General features: G+C 34.4%; 15 protein-coding genes and 6 pseudogenes. 16 read left to right on the forward strand and 5 right to left on the reverse strand.

What is annotated here, in order from left to right:
• The first annotated feature begins 922 nt into the window (after positions 1-922).
• From ABWU38_RS02420 to ABWU38_RS02450, 8 genes and pseudogenes are all read left to right on the forward strand, one after another.
• Positions 923-1,342, forward strand: coding sequence for a hypothetical protein (locus ABWU38_RS02420; RefSeq protein ID WP_264688160.1), 420 nt, complete (start codon positions 923-925; stop codon positions 1,340-1,342).
• A gap of 289 nt (positions 1,343-1,631) precedes the next feature.
• Positions 1,632-2,099 (forward strand): crossover junction endodeoxyribonuclease RuvC, encoded by a 468-nt coding sequence (locus ABWU38_RS02425; RefSeq protein ID WP_353272419.1) that lies wholly within the window; start codon positions 1,632-1,634, stop codon positions 2,097-2,099.
• Between the two features lie 190 nt (positions 2,100-2,289).
• Positions 2,290-2,424: pseudogene (locus tag ABWU38_RS08395) on the forward strand (DNA methylase N-4); the annotation flags it as partial.
• A 304-nt stretch (positions 2,425-2,728) separates the two neighbouring features.
• Positions 2,729-3,340: pseudogene (locus tag ABWU38_RS02430) on the forward strand (terminase gpA endonuclease subunit); the annotation flags it as partial.
• Positions 3,340-3,573, forward strand: a complete 234-nt coding sequence (locus ABWU38_RS02435) for a hypothetical protein (RefSeq protein WP_353272265.1) — start codon at positions 3,340-3,342, stop codon at positions 3,571-3,573. The pseudogene ABWU38_RS02430 and the gene ABWU38_RS02435, both read left to right, overlap by 1 nt.
• A gap of 40 nt (positions 3,574-3,613) precedes the next feature.
• Positions 3,614-3,871: a hypothetical protein gene (locus ABWU38_RS02440; protein WP_264688165.1), complete on the forward strand. Its 258-nt coding sequence runs from the start codon at positions 3,614-3,616 to the stop codon at positions 3,869-3,871.
• On the forward strand, positions 3,868-4,128 hold the full coding sequence (locus ABWU38_RS02445) for a type II toxin-antitoxin system RelE family toxin (RefSeq protein ID WP_253303276.1): 261 nt from the start codon (positions 3,868-3,870) through the stop codon (positions 4,126-4,128). Before ABWU38_RS02440 ends, ABWU38_RS02445 begins: the two co-directional genes overlap by 4 nt.
• 80 nt (positions 4,129-4,208) lie before the next feature.
• Positions 4,209-4,989: pseudogene (locus ABWU38_RS02450) on the forward strand (IS256 family transposase); the annotation flags it as partial.
• A 30-nt stretch (positions 4,990-5,019) separates the two neighbouring features.
• Here ABWU38_RS02450 and ABWU38_RS02455 read toward each other — a convergent pair.
• Complete coding sequence (locus ABWU38_RS02455) at positions 5,020-5,979, reverse strand: IS5 family transposase (RefSeq protein WP_353272271.1); 960 nt, start codon at positions 5,977-5,979, stop codon at positions 5,020-5,022.
• A 111-nt stretch (positions 5,980-6,090) separates the two neighbouring features.
• On the opposite strand from ABWU38_RS02455, the pseudogene ABWU38_RS02460 reads away from it, so the two are divergent.
• A pseudogene (locus ABWU38_RS02460) lies at positions 6,091-6,300 on the forward strand (IS256 family transposase); the annotation flags it as partial.
• A gap of 73 nt (positions 6,301-6,373) precedes the next feature.
• Here the strand turns inward: ABWU38_RS02460 and ABWU38_RS02465 are convergent.
• Entirely contained in the window at positions 6,374-8,506 is a 2,133-nt protein-coding gene (locus ABWU38_RS02465; protein WP_353272420.1) for an ankyrin repeat domain-containing protein, read from the reverse strand.
• 322 nt (positions 8,507-8,828) lie between these two features.
• Between ABWU38_RS02465 and ABWU38_RS02470 the strand changes: the two genes are divergently transcribed.
• The 7 genes and pseudogenes from ABWU38_RS02470 to ABWU38_RS08400 all read left to right on the forward strand — a co-directional run bounded on the left by ABWU38_RS02470 (position 8,829) and on the right by ABWU38_RS08400 (position 17,456).
• On the forward strand, positions 8,829-10,058 hold the full coding sequence (locus ABWU38_RS02470; protein WP_265017582.1) for a hypothetical protein: 1,230 nt from the start codon (positions 8,829-8,831) through the stop codon (positions 10,056-10,058).
• Positions 10,059-10,501: 443 nt separating this feature from the next.
• The gene (locus ABWU38_RS02475) at positions 10,502-11,257 is read left to right on the forward strand and encodes a hypothetical protein (protein WP_353272421.1); all 756 of its coding nucleotides are present in this window, start codon (positions 10,502-10,504) and stop codon (positions 11,255-11,257) included.
• Between the two features lie 212 nt (positions 11,258-11,469).
• Positions 11,470-11,610 carry a hypothetical protein gene (locus tag ABWU38_RS02480; RefSeq protein ID WP_353272422.1) on the forward strand — a complete coding sequence of 47 codons (141 nt, stop codon included), beginning with the start codon at positions 11,470-11,472 and terminating at the stop codon, positions 11,608-11,610.
• A 36-nt stretch (positions 11,611-11,646) separates the two neighbouring features.
• On the forward strand, positions 11,647-12,315 hold the full coding sequence (pyrF, locus tag ABWU38_RS02485; RefSeq protein WP_253307329.1) for an orotidine-5'-phosphate decarboxylase: 669 nt from the start codon (positions 11,647-11,649) through the stop codon (positions 12,313-12,315).
• Between the two features lie 579 nt (positions 12,316-12,894).
• Entirely contained in the window at positions 12,895-14,094 is a 1,200-nt protein-coding gene (locus ABWU38_RS02490; RefSeq protein WP_353272423.1) for a phage major capsid protein, read from the forward strand.
• A 434-nt stretch (positions 14,095-14,528) separates the two neighbouring features.
• A complete protein-coding gene (gene rmuC / locus ABWU38_RS02495) occupies positions 14,529-15,860 on the forward strand; it encodes a DNA recombination protein RmuC (RefSeq protein ID WP_353272424.1) in 1,332 nt (443 codons plus the stop codon).
• 193 nt (positions 15,861-16,053) lie between these two features.
• Positions 16,054-17,456: pseudogene (locus ABWU38_RS08400) on the forward strand (hypothetical protein).
• A 206-nt stretch (positions 17,457-17,662) separates the two neighbouring features.
• Here the strand turns inward: ABWU38_RS08400 and pstB are convergent.
• The 3 genes and pseudogenes from pstB to ABWU38_RS02520 form a co-directional block, all read right to left on the reverse strand.
• A complete protein-coding gene (gene pstB / locus ABWU38_RS02510; protein WP_253307333.1) occupies positions 17,663-18,421 on the reverse strand; it encodes a phosphate ABC transporter ATP-binding protein PstB in 759 nt (252 codons plus the stop codon).
• Entirely contained in the window at positions 18,418-19,203 is a 786-nt protein-coding gene (dapB, locus tag ABWU38_RS02515; protein ID WP_253307334.1) for a 4-hydroxy-tetrahydrodipicolinate reductase, read from the reverse strand. The genes pstB and dapB overlap by 4 nt, the downstream gene beginning before the upstream one ends.
• Before the next feature lie 470 nt (positions 19,204-19,673).
• Positions 19,674-19,910 (reverse strand): annotated as a pseudogene (locus ABWU38_RS02520) (transposase); the annotation flags it as partial.
• Positions 19,911-19,933 lie beyond the last annotated feature (23 nt).

Genomic DNA, 19,933 nt, shown 5'->3' on the forward strand with positions numbered 1-19,933 from the left:
ATAGGTAGAATATATAAGAAATAGCACCGCCAATGATTGTATTACATTCCTAATTCCTAGGTTCCTAAATCAGTAATTAGAAATCAGGGATCTAAATTCTGCGTGAGAGCTAGCTTTTTTACCTACATTCCTAAAAGCGTTCCTAGAAATCATGTATCTAAAGTCAGCCATTATAGCGGATTCTACGTTCCTAAAACCCTTATATATTATATATATATAATAGTAATAAATAATAATAGTAACGATAATAATATAAAATAATAGTAAAACACAAATAGAGTACAATAACTTAAACAGCAAAAAAAAGAAGTCCAGAAAGGTTGCCACAAAACATTATTAAGATATTTACATTTAATGAAAGATACAATTAGCGCGGTTTTAAAACGATTCTACGACTTCAGGGTACAATTATACCACCAAGACCTAAGTTGCTCATGTAGAGTAGCTTAAAACTCGATTACAAGGCATTTCTAAATTATTTTTTACTTTAAACTTTTACTTGTTATAAAAAAATCCCTGCTTTAGTTTATCACGTTTTTTATTCGTTGTAAAATATTTTTTCAAAAAAGTGAACAGTTTTCATAATTTCGGTATAGCAAAGTATGTCAGTAGAACAGCTTTTGTTTAAAATCTCTGAGCAATTAATTGCAAAACTCTCAGTGATGAAATCAGCAAATTGTAGAGGTAGCTCAAGGAAAAAAGTTTGAAGTTACTGCCATAGAAGAAGAAACACCGGATGAGAGGCTCATGGAATATTTCGATGATAACAACAACCCTTTTAATGCAAAAGCAATAACAGGTTTCTTTGCTTAGGCGTCTTATGTTCATTATGCACTCTTCAACTCATGATAAAGATTTAAAGCAACTTAGACAAGCTTTTGCCTAAAAAAACTAAAGCTGAGACTAACAAATATGAGAAATCATGCAGAAAAGGAACTTAGACTTTTTGCGCGACAATATTGATGTTTTTAGACTTTTAGAAGAGGCTGAAATCTATGGCTATGTAGAAAAAAGAAAAGAAGCAACGATTGAGCTCATAAGGCTATTGACAATACAACCTGAGCTGAATTATAGAGGAGATAAATTTATACTAGATCTTATTTTGGATTATATAAAAGTTTTTGGAAAAGAGGTAGAAAGCTTAGAATCTGATATTAATATCTTAATCAACTTGCTGGAAAAAAGTATAGAGAGAAGAGAAATAGAAGAAAACTTAGATTCTGATATCGAAACCCGGATAAAAAAAAGGATAGAAGAAAGTAAAGACAAAAAAGAAGTGGAAAACTTAAAATCTGACACCAATGCCTTCATTGACCTACTGGATAAAAGGATAAAAGGATAAAAGAGTCAGAAGAAAACTTAGAAGAGATTGAAAAATGTAGAAATGAAGTGGAAAAGACTGAAAAAGAAACAATGGATAAAAGAAATAAGGTAGTGGAGCAACTATCAAGATTTAGATTATCTCAAACACCTTTACCAAATTGTGCAATAAAATGATAATTAATACTGAACAAAAAGTTACATTTACTGTATATAACTATTAGGGGGAGGAAACTCAGCTTATTGGGCATTAGCAAGTTTTTGATTGTCAAACAGGCTACTCATAGTTTTAAACAGTAAAATTATAGCAAATGCTAACACTCGACCTCGGCAAACAAACTGGCTGGGCTATTCTTACAGATGGAGTAATTCAAAGTGGGAGCAAAAATTTTCATGGTAGCCGTTTCAGCGGAGGTGGCATGTGCTTCTTAAGTTTTAGTAATTGGCTTAATTCCTTGAAAGACATTTCTGTAGTGTATTTTGAAGAAGTAAGAAGACACCTTGGAACTGATGCTGCGCATTGTTATGGTGGTTTCTTTGCTGTTTTAGCTACTTGGTGTGAAAAGCATCATATACCATACAAAGGTGTTCCGGTGAAGACGATAAAACGTTTCATAGCAGGCAAAGGCAATGCAAGTAAGGGTGAAGTCATTGAAGCTGTGAAAGGCAAAGGTTTTTTTCCTCAAGACGATAATGAAGCAGATGCTTTGGCATTAATGTTTTACATAATGAGTTTTAGCGAATGCTGTGATATTAATATTTTACATAATGAGTTTTAATACTAATTCTACTATAAATAACGATTTTCATAACAAAGGACCAGAGTGAAATATGGGTCCTTCCCGCCAGCCAGGCTGACTTGGTAGCAAAAAGCCCAAACCTTCTCTAGCGTCAGACGTATTTTGATTATTAACTTTTTAATTAGTTGTTAAGAATTTAAATATAGCAATTTAATAAAATATTAAGAATATGAATTTAGCAATACACTACTATCCTATTGAAAATCTTGTCGAATATGATCGCAACCCTCGCAAGAATGACGATGTAGTAAACAGAATGTGCGCTTCAATTCGGGAGGGCTTTGTTGCATCGCTACTTATGAAAGGCTAACTATAGCTAGGATTATAAGCAACCTATTGAAAATCTTGTTTTTTTGCAATCAATCTGATCAAATTTAAGAATAGTAATTTATTATTTATATTAATAAACTTAATTCTATTGAAAATAGCTAAAGCATTGAAATTCTTGAATTTTAGCCGGATTAGTGAGTGGTAGTGAAATTTCTTTTACTCAAATTTAGGTATTCACTGACCGTTCTTGTTATAAATACCAGAATAATAAGCTACTGATATTCTCCATCTTTTTTATCTTTAATCCATCATAGCTAGCGATGCAACAAAGCCATCCGGGAGGAGAAGAAGTATGGGGAAAACTTTCGGAGCTACTCAATCATCATTTTATCGGTGAAAATGGGCTTGAATACATGATAAGTATGATGGCGGTAGATGCTGGATATGCAACACAAGAAGTATACAACTGGGTAAGAGGTCACCAGGGCTCTGGGAGGGTAATGGCAGTGAAAGGTGCAAACAAAGCGCTAGTGCCACTTAGCAGCCCAAGTAGAGTAGATGTAACAGTTAGCGGACAAAAGCTAAAGAGAGGAATGAAGCTGTGGCCAGTTGGAGTATCGATATTAAAGTCCGAGCTTTTTCAGCTACTTAATGTTTTAACAGAAGGGGCGCGGGGGTATTGTCATTTTCCCGAATATCCACCTGAATATTTTAAGCAGCTAACCGCAGAGCAACTAATTACCAAGGTAGTAAAAGGATATACCAAACAAGAGTGGCAAAAGATAAGAGACCGAAATGAAGTACTAGATTGCCGAATTTACGCAAGAGCAGCGTCTATTGCCCTGGGGATTGATCGTTGGCCAGAGAGTAAATGGGAAAGTTTAGCAGGTGAAAAAGCTAAAAAGTCAAAGAGAGTGAGAAGAAGTCAATGGTTGAGTGAGAAAAGTTGATGTACAACCAAGAATATTTAACTCAAGTAGAAGAAGCGATAAAGAAGCTACAGAGCGGAGAGAGAGTAGTATCAATTGCGTACAGCGATCATGTGGTTAGGTATGGGGAAGTTCAGATAAAAGATCTATTGGATTTAAGACAACGAATCAAAGCAGAGTTAAAAGTTGCAGGTGTGAAGCCAAAGAGAAAGATTGTTATTTCAACGAGTAAGGGGATTGACAAAATTGTGTAAAAATGTTATAGTCTATAGTTGATGTTTTCTGGTTAATCATATGGCTCAAAGTCAAAAAAAGCTCAATATTAATGTAAGTTTCGAGGGTGAATTTGCTCAGTATCTTACAGAGGTCGCAAAAGCATGGAATAAAACTATACCAGAAGTTTTAGTGTGTCTTGTGAAAGAAGAATTTGAAGCAGAGAAAGAGATGGCTGAAATTATAAAAGAACGTGATGTGCCAGATGCAAAGACGGTCAGAAGTGAGGATGTCGATTGGGATAAAATATTATCTGCAAAGACAATTAAAGATGAGTGAAATACAATATTATCTATTCAGAAAAGGTTCTTGAGAGAGATTTCCTTACTTTACCACCAACAATAAGATCAAGAATTAGAAGAGCTATAGACGAGCGGCTTACAATTGATCCAATTAATCTTGGTAAACCATTAAGTGGTAGATTAGTAGGAAGTAAAAGATTAAGAGTAGGCGATTATCGGATTATTTATAAAGTAGATAAATTAGAGAACACAGTAATCATCACAGAAATAGGACACAGAAGTACCATTTATTAAGAGGTAAAGGGAGTGTTAAATAAACTGTGTCAAACCGAAAAAAAAGTAATAAATTGATATAAAAAAATGGAGGTTTGACAATGAGTCAGAAAGTAGTAAACAGAACTACCGGTTTGGTAGATTATAAAGAATTAGAAACAAATATCCTGTTGTCTATACGAGAAGGAAGACCGTTGACAGGAAGAGATGGAGCATTAACACCGTTTATAAAAAAGTTGCTGGAGGTAAGCCTGGAAGGTGAAATAGAAAACCACTTGTCGGCTGAAAGCGAAGAGAATAATCGAAGAAATGGGAGGAATGCAAAGACTTTACGTACAAGCGCAGGGTCATTTGAGCTTTTGACGCCAAGAGATAGGGAAGGAAGTTTCGAACCACAAATAGTCAAAAAAAGGCAAACAAACTTACATCCAGAGCTTGAAACGAAGATTTTGAGCACATTTGCCAGTGGTATGGGCTATAGAGATATAGTGTCACATGTTGAGGAAATTTATGATCACAAAATATCGGTGGCAGAGATATCAAGTATTACTGACAAATTGCTACCAGTAATCAACGAATGGCGTAGTCGCCCGCTGCAGTCTGTATATCCGATAGTTTTCATGGTTTTTTAAAGTCAAAGAGGACGGGCATTGCGTAAGTAAATGCATGTATAACATATTAGGCATAGATCAAAATGGCAAAAAAGAAGTATTAGGTTTTTATTTGGCTGAAAGTGAAGGAGCTAACTTCTGGTTGGGAGTGCTAAATGACCTCAAAGAAAGAGGAGTAGAAGATATCCTTATTGCCTGCGTTGATGGGCTGAAAAGCTTTCCTGCAGCTATAAACAGTGTCTTTCCTAATTCGGAACGGCTTTGTTGCATAGCACTGATAGGCATGTAAATCACAGTGAATTTACGCAGCTAATTTAAATTTAGCCATACCTATATCAGTAAATTTGTTCAATAAGTAGCACTTAATTAACAGCTCTTTTTCACGATTTACCTCTGATTTATTTTTCAAGCCAAACCCAAATATTTGCTTCAACCTATAGAAAAAGACTTCAATATAAGACCGTGCTCCATACTTAACTTTTTTCTTCCATTCATTAATACCATCTTCATAATTCTCATATGACCTAATTCTACTAATATACTTGTTTCTTTCTGATAAGTAGTCAGCTAAACAAATTTTAGTATCCTTCCTAGGGCGAATAATAGGCACAATATTGTATTTTCTGCATTCTTTATACACACTTTTTATATCATAAGCCGCATCTGCTCGAATAGAACAAATGTTATATTTATCACTGACTTCTTCTAACATATCGCAGACCGGCAAATAGTCTACAGCAACACCACTAGTGTAGTTCATGCTTATTGCTTTCTTATCATTTATGTTTAAAACAACATGTAATTTTCTTACTTGACCATAACCACTGTATTTTCTTTTTCGAATATTAAGCTTACTATGCCCACCGTTCTTATTGTAGATACTAACTCTAGTGCTATCTACGGCAATTTCAACATTTTCCAGATCATCTTTATTGCTTCTATGGTCATCAATCTTCAAATTAAGCTTTTTAAATCTTCTGGAAGCTTGTGTATAGCTGATAATCTTAAGTTTTTTGCCTATTTGTACCATATAACCTTTTACAAAACCTACAGCTTGTCTCAAGCCAATTCTAAAAAGATGAACTATTATGTGTATTAAAATTACAACTTTATCACTATAAGTGTTATTGCCACCTGCAACTTTTGGACTATTTTCATACCAATTTTCTATGGCTTGATTAACAAAATGAAAAACATTTCCTCTTTTTTTGAGAAACTCGTTATATTCTCTTTGGTTACTTACTCTCATTTTTTGTGGCATAAGTTGTACTTGTTTGAAAAATGCCTATTTTACAACAAAATGCGTTAGTAGCCATATATTAAAAAGCTTTTCTTCTTACAATAACCTCAACCAACACTAGCTATGCAACAAAGCCATCCCATAGAGGGGCTACATAGGCAAATTAGGAAATTCACTAAGACCAAAGGCTCATTTACCAGCATAAATGCCTTGTATAAGCAGGTATATTGTGCTATAAAGAAGGCAGAGGAAAAGTGGACGATGCCTGTACATGATTGGGCATTAACTATCTCTCAACTTGATGTTTTTTTTCCTGGCAGATTGAAAATTGAGTTGAACTAAAAATGCGGTTTGACACAGTTTATTTAACACTCCCAAAATTCCTTAAGCTATTAACTTGATAGCACCATCCATTTTACCCTATAGTACGGCTTGTTGTTTGTTCTGAGTTTGAGACTCTGCTTATTCTTTCACACCAACTCTCTTCTGTTTTTCCATTAGATTGACTCATTGCTTCAGAACGCATCAATTTTCCAGACCTTTCAAAATATCCCTGTTCAATAGCATCGTATACTAAATACCCACCAAATGAGTAATTCTTACCTAATTCTTCTTTACAATTTTTGAACTTTTCCAGTATTTCCTTTTTATTACTCACTTCTACTATTATTTTATCTTGCTTGCCAGGGTATAAATTAACTTCTAATTCCCCTAAACTAGTATAGAAAGTTAACACTATATTGCTATTGTCCGCAAGATCAGTGTAATGCCTTATGCCATTTGCCGTTATAATTTCTACCTCACTTTTACCGATCTTTATTATATCTCTTCCGTATTCTATTTCTCCTTGAGTTAGTCCTAAACTCCTTGCTCCATCTGTAATCTTCGCAACATCTATTTTACTGTCCTCTGAGTATTCTAAGTAAAAAGTAGAATTATCCATTTTTGCATTTTTTACCTTACCATTATGCGCACTTTCAACAATTTCCATAAACTTCTGAATACGATTAACATGATCTGTATAAGCTTTTTTCATATTGGTTTTATGGTCTTTAAACTCTGATTCCAATGCATTAATTACTTCCATACTATCTTTGTTATAAAGCACTGCTCCTTTTGATACTAATTTACATATTATATCACTAGCAACTTTAGGATCCTTTTTTAATTCACTAATTCTTTTTATCACATAATCTGTTAAATTATATTCAGGTCCACATCTAAGTACATGATACCCCAATACATATTTCCCAGTAGCCTCATCTTGCAAAATTTTTTGTTGAGGAAAATTAAACCTTACCCCAAATTTTATGGCTTCATCTACAACTTCTTCTAGTTTACCCATATTTTGAACTTGAGACACCATATCAAAGAATTTACCTAGCATTTTCTGTTGGTATGGTGTTAAATTATTCCATAAAGTCTTAGATTCGTGCAAACATCCTTCGCTACTACCACATCCTTTAATATGACATATATCCCTTTCATAGTTAGTTGCTCCTGCTTCTAAAAGTAAGTTTTCTATTTCGCTGCCATCACCAAAATGATCTCTGGCACGTCTAAGTACTTCCGACTGTCCGTGTGGATTTCGAGTATTTAAGGCCACCTTTAGATCTTGATTATTTCTGTGCTTGTCTAAGAACTCTTTCAGGTTTTTAGTAACTTCAATATTGTAATCTGACCAATCAATACTACGAACGCCACGTCCTTTAATTATCCCATGCAACTCGTTTGTTAACCGATATTGATTGTCAGTGATAAGGTGCAGTTCACCATCGTTTTTACGATTATCAACCGCAATTAGCAGTGGGATTTTTCCTTGTTTATCAAGTATATCGCGTTTAGCTCCGTTTTCTAGGAGCAAATCTATATTTTTGCTATTACCAGAATGAGCAGCATAATGCAAAGGTGTCTTCCCCTTAATATCCTGTGTGTTAGGATCAACTCCTGCTTTTATGAGAGAAGATATGCAATCAGACCAAATAGCAGCATAATGTAAGGGTGTCTTCCCTCTATTATCCCTTATACTATGATTAGCCCCTGCTTTTAAGAGTAAACCCATTAATGCGTCATCACCTATACCTGATACCATATGAAACATCGTTGTTCCAGACTCTCCTCTTTTCAAGTTAAGAACAGTTTTTAGATCTTGATTATTCTTATTATCTCGTAAAAATTTCTCAAGTCTTTCAAAGCTTGCATCATGAAGCTTTAACTTTTCTTCATAAGAGCGATATTCGTCAGGATGCAAATAATCTTCTTCACAACAAAAATAACTTTCTATATCACTGTAAATGTAATCGCAATAGTGATGAAGAAATAGACAGTCGCTAAGAATAGTTAATAATTCTTCATCTAACTTCTTTTGATTTTCTGTTAAATCAGATACTTTAACAAATAATAGACGTACTAAATTATTTAAGTTACTTGCATATGAACTTTGAGTACCACCTGTTAAAACGTCACTACGGGACAGCTGTAAACATTCTTTTATTAACTCATATTTACTATCCAAGTGTAGCTTTTTAGATTCCTGAGTACCTATCATTGATGCATTTACCTCTCTAACAACTATAAGGACATTATATGATACACATAAAAAACTAATGCAAGCATAATTTTTATAACTTTAGTATTTTTTAGAGAATTTATATTTTTTTCTTTCTATACCCATTTTACTTCAATAAACTTCACTGGCATTGGTACGCTTTCTTTTGAATTTGCTACATGGATTTCTTTTACCTATCTACTCTATAAATGGTTGTGCAACAAAGCTGAATTTACATAAACAAAATCTTTGGTTTACTTTTATTATAGGAATAGTTAATTTAAAGGACGGTTCGTAAGAAATTTATGGAAGGGCAATATCTATGAAAAGATTTAATCTCAGCAAAAATCAGAGACATTATATAGGGTTTAAAGTACAAACTAGGAGTTTATTAATCTTATCACTTTTGATACTAAATAGTAGTTTCACATATGCTGACAGAACAGTTATATCTTCATGTGATAAAGTACCTTCAGGTTATAATGGTAAGGTTTTTAGGATTAAGACTGATTACCCAACTGAAATTAGTAATGCAAAAAACCCGTGGGAATATATATCATTTAAAGAGGAACCACAAAAATACGCTTACACAATTTTAAAATACATATATGACGGAAATATTAACTGTGATTTTGATTTACATTGTAATAAGGTCGCTAATTGGTATCATGCACCATGGATGCATTATGGGATAACTGGTAGAGAATTTGTTAATGGTTTAACAAGAGAAAGATCCTTTAAGTCTGGTGAATTACACAGCAATCAAAAATCTATGCTACAGAATTGGGCAATTTCTATTGTTAATGAGCGAGGAGCTTATACATATGGACGGGTATGGCAAGATATAAACAATCCTGATATTACTAAAGGTAAATTCTTAGATGGTACAGTAAGTGCAAAATTAGTATTTACAGAAGCAACACAGAACGATATTCCAACTCTTAAAAACAGTATCTCTTGGACTAGCTATATTAATCAATCTGAAAAAGGAACTCCAAAGGTATTTAAGCAACTGAGATTATTTCAAATTGACTTTTTAGTCAAAGATAAGAGATCAGAAGAAACAGGATGGGTTGCAGGTACGTTTATTTATGATTGTACCATAAATAATAAAAATCCATGGTTGAATATGAAGTTAATGGGTATTGCTTGGGGTAACGACACTAATTATTTTACGGCAGATTATATAATCGGAAAAAGGTTATTAGAATGTTGGATAAATCCCGATGTGATGAAAAGTTCTTTAGGATATTTAGGTAGACTTAATGGTCCAATAGATAATAAAAAATCTTCATGTTTGTCATGCCATAGTACAGCACAACATCCTGAGAAATCTTCATCAGTACCACCAGAGCATGCAAAGGAACAAGAAATAAAACATTGGTTTAGGAATCTAAAGGAAGAATCATTTGATGATGGAGCATTTAATTTTGATTATTCCAAGCAGTTAAGCCATGGCATTAGAAACTACTATAGTGCTAAAAAAGAAAATGATCCTATTGGGTGTAATGCCTTTAATTATAAAGATATCACTCAAACTCCAATCAACTAATACAGTTTATGGCTTATTTATAATGGTCTTTTAAACGTGTGAGGGTGAAACTGTCAGATGGAAAACACAACAAGGCAATATCTTCTTGTGGATAGAATACCTTTAAAAGAAACACCTAACTTTAGCGTCACAAAAAATTTCATTATTTACTTTCTTCAAAAACACGAAAAAAGTACGTATATTTGTGAGAACAATTTAAACAAAAGCGGCGTTGTGAAAATAAAAACGTAAAATTATTGCAACAAAGCTAGGCAAATTAATTCGTATATAAATGTGGCTAAAGTAGGCTAATATAGCTGGTTTTACGATATAGTAGAATTATTATATAGAAAAGTTCGCACAGAACAAGCAGTAGACCAACACATTCCCAACAAAATTGTTCTCACGCTAGCTGGTTTCGGTTGCTGGAAATGACTATATTATTAATTTATTAATATTGTGTATTGAAAAGGAAAATAGACAATAATAAACATGCAGAATTAAAAAATGAAGAATTATATAAGGAAATAGAAAAATTATCTAAAGAAAAAGAGGAATTGTGTAAGGAAATAGAAAAATTGTGTAAGGAAAAACATATATTATGTGAAAAAAAAGAAGAATTACATAAAAGACAAGAAGAACTTTGTGTAGAATTAGATGAATTACAATGTAAATTTAAAGAAATTAATCAGAAAAATAAAAACTTATCTCAAGAATTAAAAAGGAAATTTGAAGAGCTATATAAAGCAGATGATTTAATTAAAAATCAATCTTTTGAGTTAGATGGGATAAGAAAAGATTGTAATAACGAAGTGAAAAGTTTAAGAAATTCACTTTTAGAACGAGACAGTCAAATAGAAGATTTTTTGAAAGAGAAAGAAAAACAAGTGAATTTTGTGCAACTGTTGATAAGATGCGTAACAGACAATATAGAAGAACCTATAAGAAATAATGATGGAAAAGCAATATTAAATACGATTCAAATATTAAAGTTTGCGTTACAAGAAGAATTTGCACGGCTTTTGCCAGACAAAACGCCTTCTTCTTCGCTGGAAGATCTTGTATATGCATCATCGCCAGACGAAACATCTGTTCCTTTACATGCAGGAGATCCTGGATGGCTTTGTTGCATCGCTACTTATGAAAGGCTAACTATAGCTAGGATTATAAGCAACCTATTGAAAATCTTGTTTTTTTGCAATCAATCTGATCAAATTTAAGAATAGTAATTTATTATTTATATTAATAAACTTAATTCTATTGAAAATAGCTAAAGCATTGAAATTCTTGAATTTTAGCCGGATTAGTGAGTGGTAGTGAAATTTCTTTTACTCAAATTTAGGTATTCACTGACCGTTCTTGTTATAAATACCAGAATAATAAGCTACTGATATTCTCCATCTTTTTTATCTTTAATCCATCATAGCTAGCGATGCAACAAAGCCATCCTGGATATGGATCCGAGGAAGATTCTGGATATAACAGTCGCTCATCCACCCCGATCAAATTGCCAAATTCACTATTGACAGAATCTTATGAACGTAATCAGAGTGAAGGTATTTGCAAAACATAATAATTAGCTTTATTATAAAAAAAATTATGCAAGATAATGAACCCAATAATATGCGCACTGGATACACAAGACTTAAATAAGGCTATTTCTCTAGCTAATGCTCTGCGTGGTAAAGTTGGCATGGTAAAGCTGGGATTAGAATTTTTTGCTGCTCATGGTCTCTCTGGAGTGCAAGAAGTTGCAAAATGCAATGTACCAATTTTTTTAGATCTGAAATTGTATGATATTCCGAGCACTGTGGCTAAAACAGTTGAAGTAATAAAAGTTCTAAGTGTTGAAATGTTAACTCTGCACATCAGTGGCGGAACAAAAATGCTTGAAGAAGCGCTAAGTGTGGTGCAAGGCACAAAAATAAAGCTGATTGGAGTGACAGTGCTAACTAGTATGAGCAATGAGGATTTAAACGAGCTTGGAGTAGCAAGAGAGGTAAAATCACAGGTAATTTTGCTTGCAAAGCTTGCAAAAAAGATTGGACTCCATGGAATAGTCTGTTCTGCACTAGAAGCTCAAGAAGTGCGCCGAGAATGCGGTGAAGACTTTAAAATTATTACTCCAGGAATTCGTATAGATCCAGGTCATGACGACCAAAAAAGAACAGCAACACCAAGAGAAGCAATAAATTTAGGAGCTGATTATATCGTCATTGGCAGACCCATTACAAAAACTGCAAGTAGTGCAGAATTAATATTGAAATCCCTTATCTAATCGAAGCAGATAAAAAAAAGTTTGAAGCAGATAAAAAAAGTGCTTGACATAAAAAAACGAACATTATATATTGTTGTTGTCTTTTGTTTTACCTCGCTTAATTTAATTACTGGATTAAGCTTACATCACTAAGCGTGGTACAAAGTGCCACGCTATTTTCCGATTTACATTTTCAACAGATAAACAAATGATGTCATGCCAGTGTCTGGGCACATAACTGTACGAATATTCATTTTTGAAGATAAATTGCACAACAGATGATGTCATTCCAGTCTGGAATCCAGAAATTTTGCTTATAACTGAGCTGATGAGCTAAAGGTAGTTGTCTTACGCTAAAACAAACGTTTTTAATTAAGTTGCATAGAAGCTGGATCCCAGTGTCTGGGCACTGGGATGACACCCCACTGGTAGGGAATTGCTCCCAAACTACAATGTTCGTACAGTTATGTGCCCAGACACTGGCATGACATCGTTTACTATGTACCATATTGCAATATTCGTACAACTGTGGGAAACATCTATGGGTGCCATTCCTATTACCTTATTTCCATTCTAATTTTATTTTCAAAGGAGGCTATTATGTCACTTACCGATATCGCTCACCGTATCAATGAACTCGCTTCATCATGGGAGCAATTTAAATTAATAAATGATCGCAAATTAAAGGAAATTGAGAGCAAAGGGCGTGCTGATTCTGCAACGATTGAGCAGCTATGCAAGGTAAATAATGCCATTGATAGTTGCAAAGAGCGTTTAGACTTGATCGAAACTGCAGCTCAACGTCCAGAAGTAAATACAGATTTTAGCACAAGTGATAAATATTTTTCTGATTATATCCGCAAGGGAATGGAAAGCGGTTTATCACACAAAACCCTCAGTGGAGATGATAATGATATCGGAGGGTATCTAGTTACTCCGCATATTGTAAAACGCATAAACAAGCGCGTAACTGATTCGTCCCCAATGCGACAAATATACTCCAGTCAAAGAATCTCTACTGAAACATTGGATTACATTATAGAAGATTTTGACCGTGCCGGTGCAGGTTGGAGCAGTGAAACAGTAGATGATGAGGACGGTGGCAATAAATCTAAGTATGATTTTGCAAAAGATACGGACACGCCTAAAATCCAAAAGATTTCTATCACGACTTACGAGTTATATGCTCAACCACAGATATCACAAAAGTTACTCGATGATGCGTTTGTCGATGTTGAGAGTTGGCTGGTGGAAAAGATTGCCGAGACTTTTAGTAAGAAAGAAAACGAAGCCTTCATTAAGGGTGATGGCACTTTTCAACCCAAAGGAATTTTAGCTTATGATGATGGAAAGGGCTACAATAAAATAGAGCAAGTTAAAACTGAAAAATTGGATAGCGATTCAATAATGATATTGTATTACTCTCTGGATGAATATTATTCCAAAAATGCATCATTTTTGATGAACAGGAGTACGTTGAAGAATGTTAGGCTACTAAAAGCTCAAACAGGTCAATATCTTTGGCAACCAAGTTTGTCGCTTGAAGCTCCAGATACCTTAATGGGAATACCAGTATATCAATCTGCCGATATGCCACCGGTGCCAAACAATCAGCTACCGGTAATTGCGATGGCAGATTTCAAACAAGCTTATAAGATTGTAGATAACAGAGGAATAAGAATATTACGAGACCCTTATACGAATAAACCTTATGTGAGGTTTTTTGTCACTAAGCGTGTCGGCGGAGAGGTTGTAAACACCAGTGCTATTAAATTGTTGAAAGTTGCGAGCAAGTACTAAAAACTTCTATAGCATCATCTTTAGAGCCGTTTTACTTCTTTTTGTATAGCTCCGCTCCTGTCATCCCATGCCCTCTTCTTGTCATTCCAGTCTGGAATCCAGCCTTTTCATAATCATCAAAACGTTGTATTTTAACATAAAACGGCTACTTTTATGCTTACCAACTTAATAAAATTCCTGGATCCCAGTGTCAAGCACTGGGATGACACCCTCCTGGTAGACAATGTTCATACATCTGTGGGCTTGACCATAAGATCCAGTCTAAAAAATTTGGATCCCAGTGTCACGCACTGGGATGACATCAGCGGTTAATATTTTATATACATTTTATAACTAAACTAGACATTCGTACAGTTGTGTGCGGTATGACGTTGTTACTTATAGCTATACACACAAAAATCATATAGAATTGTAAACGCAGTTTTTTTATTCTGATGCTTTTCAATTCTATAGCTCTGGTTGTCTCTCTATTACTATTTTTCTACATTATTGTAAAAAAACTGAGCGAAAAGAAAGCAAACCTTGAGGGTAATTTATGTAAATTAGAGCGTGAGCTTCAAGAAACAAAGCAAACTTTACTTACAAAGAATGAAGAAATAGTTGATTTAAGGGTCAAAAGAGCAGAGCTTGAAGTAACTCTGCAAAAAGAACGTGAGGAAAAGAAAAAGGAAATAGAGTTACTAACAAAAGCAGAGAAGAGATTAACAAACACTTTTAAAGCGCTCTCTCTTGATGCTTTGCAGACAAATAACAATAATTTTCTGAACTTAGCAAAGGAAGTAATCGATAGTAAATTAAAAGAAACAGAAAGCGATTTCAAAAAAAGACAAGCAACGATCAACGAAGTTGTAACGCCAATAAAAGAAAAATTAGAAAAATTCGATAACGAAATACGTGAGCTAGAAAAGGAGAGGGTAGGGGCCTATGAAGGTTTAAAGGAGCAAATTGGAGCGCTGATGAACCAAACTTCTAGCCTTGCTAATGCCTTGAGAAAGCCCCACATTAGAGGAAAATGGGGTGAAATGCAGTTAAAGAGAGTGGTAGAAATGGCGGGAATGATTGAATATTGCGATTTTTTTACTCAGCCGTCAGTGGTTGATAAAAACGAGGATAATTTATTGCGTCCTGATTTAATAATCAAAATGCCATCTGGAAAGCAAATAATAATAGATGCTAAAGTGCCGCTTGATTCTTACATGGATGCTATATCACAAAATGATTTGCAAATACAAAAGGAGAAATTAAAGAATCATTCCCTGGCAATAAAAAAACACATAAATGACTTGGGTAAAAAAGAGTATTGGAATCAATTTGAAAATACGCCAGAACTTGTGGTGCTTTTCTTAACAGGGGAGGGGGTTTTTAGCGCAGCACTGGAATATGAGCCTGCTTTGATAGAGATTGGAGTGGAAAAAAAAGTGATCATTGCAACACCGATCACTCTAATTGCATTGCTGAGAGCAATAGCATATGGATGGAAGCAAGAGATGATAGCTGAAAATGCAAAGAAAATCAGTGAACTAGGTCATATTTTATATGAGCGCATTTGCACAATGGGCGAAAACTTTGATAATTTGCGCAGGAGCTTAAAAAGTGCTGTCGATCATTATAATAAAACTGCTGGTTCGCTTGAAGCAAGGGTGTTTCCTGCTGCCCGAGAATTCAATAAGCTTGGTATACATGCAAAAAATAAAAGTTTAAGTGCTGCAAAGGAATTAGAATCTTTACCACGCAATTTACATACTGAGGAACTGAAAGTGGATTAGACTTCTTACATAACTATTCAAGAGCCAGACCATAGGCGTTTTCCTGCGCTAACATGGAAGTTCTTCTGCTCCACAAACAAATAGTATTGTGCTCAATGCTGCAAATGAAATAGCTATTTATTAATATATTAAGGAAAAAGTTGACTTTTTGTCTAAGATAATATAAAATAAAATAATAGTTGGTGAGGTAAAAATGTCAGTATCAAAAGAGCGTAAGGAATATTTACTAGAAAAGTTTAAATATGCTGCCAAAGAATTTGGCAAATCTGGTACAAAGTCCAATCATAAAACAGTACCAAAAGAACAGCAACTCTCTATTGATTTAGGTAACAAAAAAGTTTTTGGTATTATAAACAGAATTTTACACTGGATAGAAAGTAAATTTACATATTTTTTTCCACGCTATAATTTATTTTCAGAAGTTGGAGTTAAAGGAAGAAAAATTCCTAGAACTAATACAAAGGTTAAGTATTTTAACTCTGATGAACAGTTTGATCAAAGCAAATTTATTGGTGAGGAAGATGGGGAACTAAGGTTATACGACTTAGAAGGCAAGCTATATGATACAACTGATAAAATTAGTAAGGGTAAAAAAGGTTGTGTAGCTTATGTGATCACGCTTGATGGCAGATTGGTAACTCATGAACATATTAATGTTAATAAAAACGAGTGGGCTTATCGTCATTCAACTCTTGCAGGTGGTAGGCCAGTTTTATGTTCTGGTTTAATAAAAGTGGTAAATGGTAAAATAACTTATATAGACAATAATAGTGGGCATTATAAACCAGAATCAGCAAACTTATACAATGCAGTGAAAAAATTAGAAGGTCTATTTTCGAAAGATGCAAAAGTTGTCTGCTTACCATATTGGGTTGGCTTGCAAAAACAAATTCCGTTTATACGCAAAATTATTCCAGCTAAACAAGAGCCAGCAGAGGAATTCTTGAAAAGGATGGAGAAAAAGGAAAAGATGGATTGACTCAATATGAAAGACATTTTAAAGGGGTAAAAGAATATAATGAACAGTATGAACAAAAGTTGCTTCTTGCAAGCTATAAGTCACCTACAAATGAACTGCCCTGCAAACCAACTATACATAAAAAACACAGGTTGAAATACTCTGAATATATTAACTTACACCTTAATTTTTTGAAAGAGTTCGATGAAAATCCCAAAGTGCAAAAAATGGCAATAGAACACTCAATAAGAAGGATTATTGGAGCAAATTATGGCCATAAACCTACAGTTGCGCTTGCTAAGGCACAGATAGCTAAAGATGGAAAGTTGCAAGAAACGGACGAAATAGTAGGTATAAATGTAACCTTTCACCATGAGAACGATTGTAATAGCTTTGCTAAATTTCTGGATCTCAAAAAGCATAGCTATAATTGCACATCTCATCTGAAGGACAAAGAAATTGATGAGCTTCTTAAATATACATATGACGAAAAAGATAGAGCCACTATAGAAAAATTAATGCCCAATAAACATACAGTTTTTATGAGTACAGACCAGGCTGATAAGTTTATAAAGGACACTTTACAAATTGAAATAGACAGTGTTGAACAATTGGGTATCCGTTTAGTGGAGCGTTAAAACAGATAAACAAAGCAAGACAAAAAGGTAATCAGAGAGTAAATGTGAGAGAACTCTGCAAAAATTTACAGTAAAAAATAGAAAAGTTAGAAGCAAAAAGAATGAAGTGGTATTTTTTGAATGATCCAACCGCTACCATGCTGAATGACAAATACGGCATACGGATACATTTTTTAAAGTAGCCAAGCTACTTTGATGACAGAAACCTAATGATCCAGGATATACTCCTTTGTTAAGGGAGATTGAGCATTTTCGAATATTTCTTGAGTGCTTCCAGACTCAACAATTCTGCCATTATGAAAGAAAATTACACTATCAGATAACTTTTTAGCTTGCTTCATTGAATGAGTTACCATAATTATAGTAAACCTTAATTTCAGCTCTTGTATAAGATTTTCGATTGCATTGGTTGCCATTGGATCAAGAGCGGAGCACGGTTCATCCATTAATAAAATAGTTGGCTTCACTGCAATTGCGCGAGCGATGCATAGCCTCTGTTGTTGGCCACCGGATAAATCGAGTGCACTATCTTGCAATCTGTCTTTTAATTCTTCCCATAAGCCAACTTTAGTTAAACTATTTTCCACCATCTCATTCAATTTTTGCTTATCCTTCACCATACCATGCAGTTTTGGCCCATAAGCAACATTGTCATATATTGATTTTGGAAAAGGATTTGGCTTTTGAAATACCATGCCAACTTTTGCTCTGAGTAGCACAACATCCATATCGCGTGAATATATATCACCCAGCCCATCGATATCTAATTCACCAACAGTTTTGCATCCAGGTACATAGTCATTCATACGATTAAAACAACGCAAAAATGTTGATTTACCGCACCCGGATGGTCCGATAAAAGTAGTAACTTTTCTTTTATAAATATTCAAATTTATATCGAATAAAACTTGCTTAGAGCCATACCAGAGATTTAAATCTTTAACAGAGGCACGTGTATTGCTCATATCACATCCTGCATTGAATAGAGCCCCGGAATTTCTCTTTTATTTTCATATAGCCATACTGCTGCTTGAACAGCTCCTCTAGCAAATGTTGTGCGATCAATTGCTTTGTGGTTTAGTTCTATCCGTTCATCAGAATTAACAAACATCACGCTGTGATCTCCTATTACTCCACCTCCACGAGATACTGCAAAACCTATTCCCCCCTTTTTTCTTATGTTTGAACCACTATGTAAATATTGATTGGACTGAAAATCCACTTTTGAAGCGTTAGCAATTGTTTTGCCAAGTTCTATAGCTGTTCCAGATGGTGAATCCTTTTTTAAGTTATGATGCATTTCCCAAATCTCAACGTCATATTCATTACCTAAAAGCTCAGCAGCTTTTTTTACCAATTTCAGCAACACATTAACCCCAACACTCATATTTGCTGACCATAATATTGGAACTTCAGCAGCATATTCTTTCAAATCGACACCTTCTATTCCAGTTGTGCCACTAACCAGCGGTGTTTTAAATTTTACAGCTGCTTTAAGGCAGTCTAACATACATTCTTTAGTTGTAAAATCTATTACAACGTCGGATAACTCAAATATGCCACTAATAGAACTTGTAACCTTGATTCCTAGATTGGCTATAATTGGTCCAATATCTGAATCTATGTACTTACTGCCTGAACGGGCAACAGCACCTGCTATTTCCACTTCGGCATTTGTAATTAATTCATTGAGTATTTTCTTGCCCATTCTGCCTAAGCAGCCTATTACTCCAACTCTGATTTTCATAAAGCTTTTTACGTTTATTAAGAATGTTATGCCTTTTTTCAAGCTCTGTCACTTCTGATCTATATTCTATAGCTGACCCAAGCAACACGTCATGCCGTTGCGGATAGATTCCGCTAACTAGTAGCGGAATGAAGATTGTCGGTGAACCTAAGTTACTTTAGCTATAGCTGACCCAAGCAACACGTCATACCGCCGCGGCGCTAACTAGTAGCGGAATGACGGTTTTTCAAATTGTCGGTAAATCTAAGTCAGTTTAGCTATATATGACTCATTTCTTTACTGTAACTTAACAAGAACTGGTCTGTAGCTAATAGTTATTGACAATAAGGGTAATTAACTTTGATAAGAATCTTTTCTGTGTTCAATTGAAGTCTATATGTTCTGGAATATCTATATAGTAAATTATGCGGTAATCGTAGACTACGCTGCCCACTTAAATTATGCCACAAAGGTTTTCCAAGTGTAACCGTTCACAGATTTCCACTTAATTCTTCAATCTCACTAATAGAAAGGCCAGTAAACTTGACAATAGTGTTGACATCAACATTATTAGCCAGCATTGCTTTTGCGACTTCAATTTTCCCTTCAATTTTCCCTTCAATTTTCCCTTCAATTTTCCCTTCAATTTTTCCTTTCTCTATACCTTTTTGTATAGTAGAGTGGGCAGCCAGCGAGTTACTTGTTAAGTACTTTTCCAACAACCCCTCTCCGAACCACGCATGATCGTTTC

The sequence above is a fragment of the Wolbachia endosymbiont (group A) of Urophora cardui genome, assembly GCF_964028435.1.
Taxonomy (GTDB): Bacteria; Pseudomonadota; Alphaproteobacteria; order Rickettsiales; family Anaplasmataceae; genus Wolbachia.

Bases quoted from the DNA above. Each gene is read 5' to 3' on its own strand.
- ABWU38_RS02435 (WP_353272265.1), top strand. From the start codon at position 3,340: ATGTACAACCAAGAATATTTAACTCAAGTAGAAGAAGCGATAAAGAAG.
- ABWU38_RS02455 (WP_353272271.1), bottom strand. From the start codon at position 5,979: ATGCCACAAAAAATGAGAGTAAGTAACCAAAGAGAATATAACGAGTTT.
- rmuC (WP_353272424.1), top strand. From the start codon at position 14,529: ATGCTTTTCAATTCTATAGCTCTGGTTGTCTCTCTATTACTATTTTTC.
- ABWU38_RS02465 (WP_353272420.1), bottom strand. From the start codon at position 8,506: ATGATAGGTACTCAGGAATCTAAAAAGCTACACTTGGATAGTAAATAT.
- pyrF (WP_253307329.1), top strand. From the start codon at position 11,647: ATGAACCCAATAATATGCGCACTGGATACACAAGACTTAAATAAGGCT.
- ABWU38_RS02425 (WP_353272419.1), top strand. From the start codon at position 1,632: ATGCTAACACTCGACCTCGGCAAACAAACTGGCTGGGCTATTCTTACA.
- pstB (WP_253307333.1), bottom strand. From the start codon at position 18,421: ATGAGCAATACACGTGCCTCTGTTAAAGATTTAAATCTCTGGTATGGC.
- ABWU38_RS02480 (WP_353272422.1), top strand. From the start codon at position 11,470: ATGCAACAAAGCCATCCTGGATATGGATCCGAGGAAGATTCTGGATAT.
- dapB (WP_253307334.1), bottom strand. From the start codon at position 19,203: ATGAAAATCAGAGTTGGAGTAATAGGCTGCTTAGGCAGAATGGGCAAG.
- ABWU38_RS02440 (WP_264688165.1), top strand. From the start codon at position 3,614: ATGGCTCAAAGTCAAAAAAAGCTCAATATTAATGTAAGTTTCGAGGGT.
- ABWU38_RS02420 (WP_264688160.1), top strand. From the start codon at position 923: ATGCAGAAAAGGAACTTAGACTTTTTGCGCGACAATATTGATGTTTTT.
- ABWU38_RS02490 (WP_353272423.1), top strand. From the start codon at position 12,895: ATGTCACTTACCGATATCGCTCACCGTATCAATGAACTCGCTTCATCA.
- ABWU38_RS02470 (WP_265017582.1), top strand. From the start codon at position 8,829: ATGAAAAGATTTAATCTCAGCAAAAATCAGAGACATTATATAGGGTTT.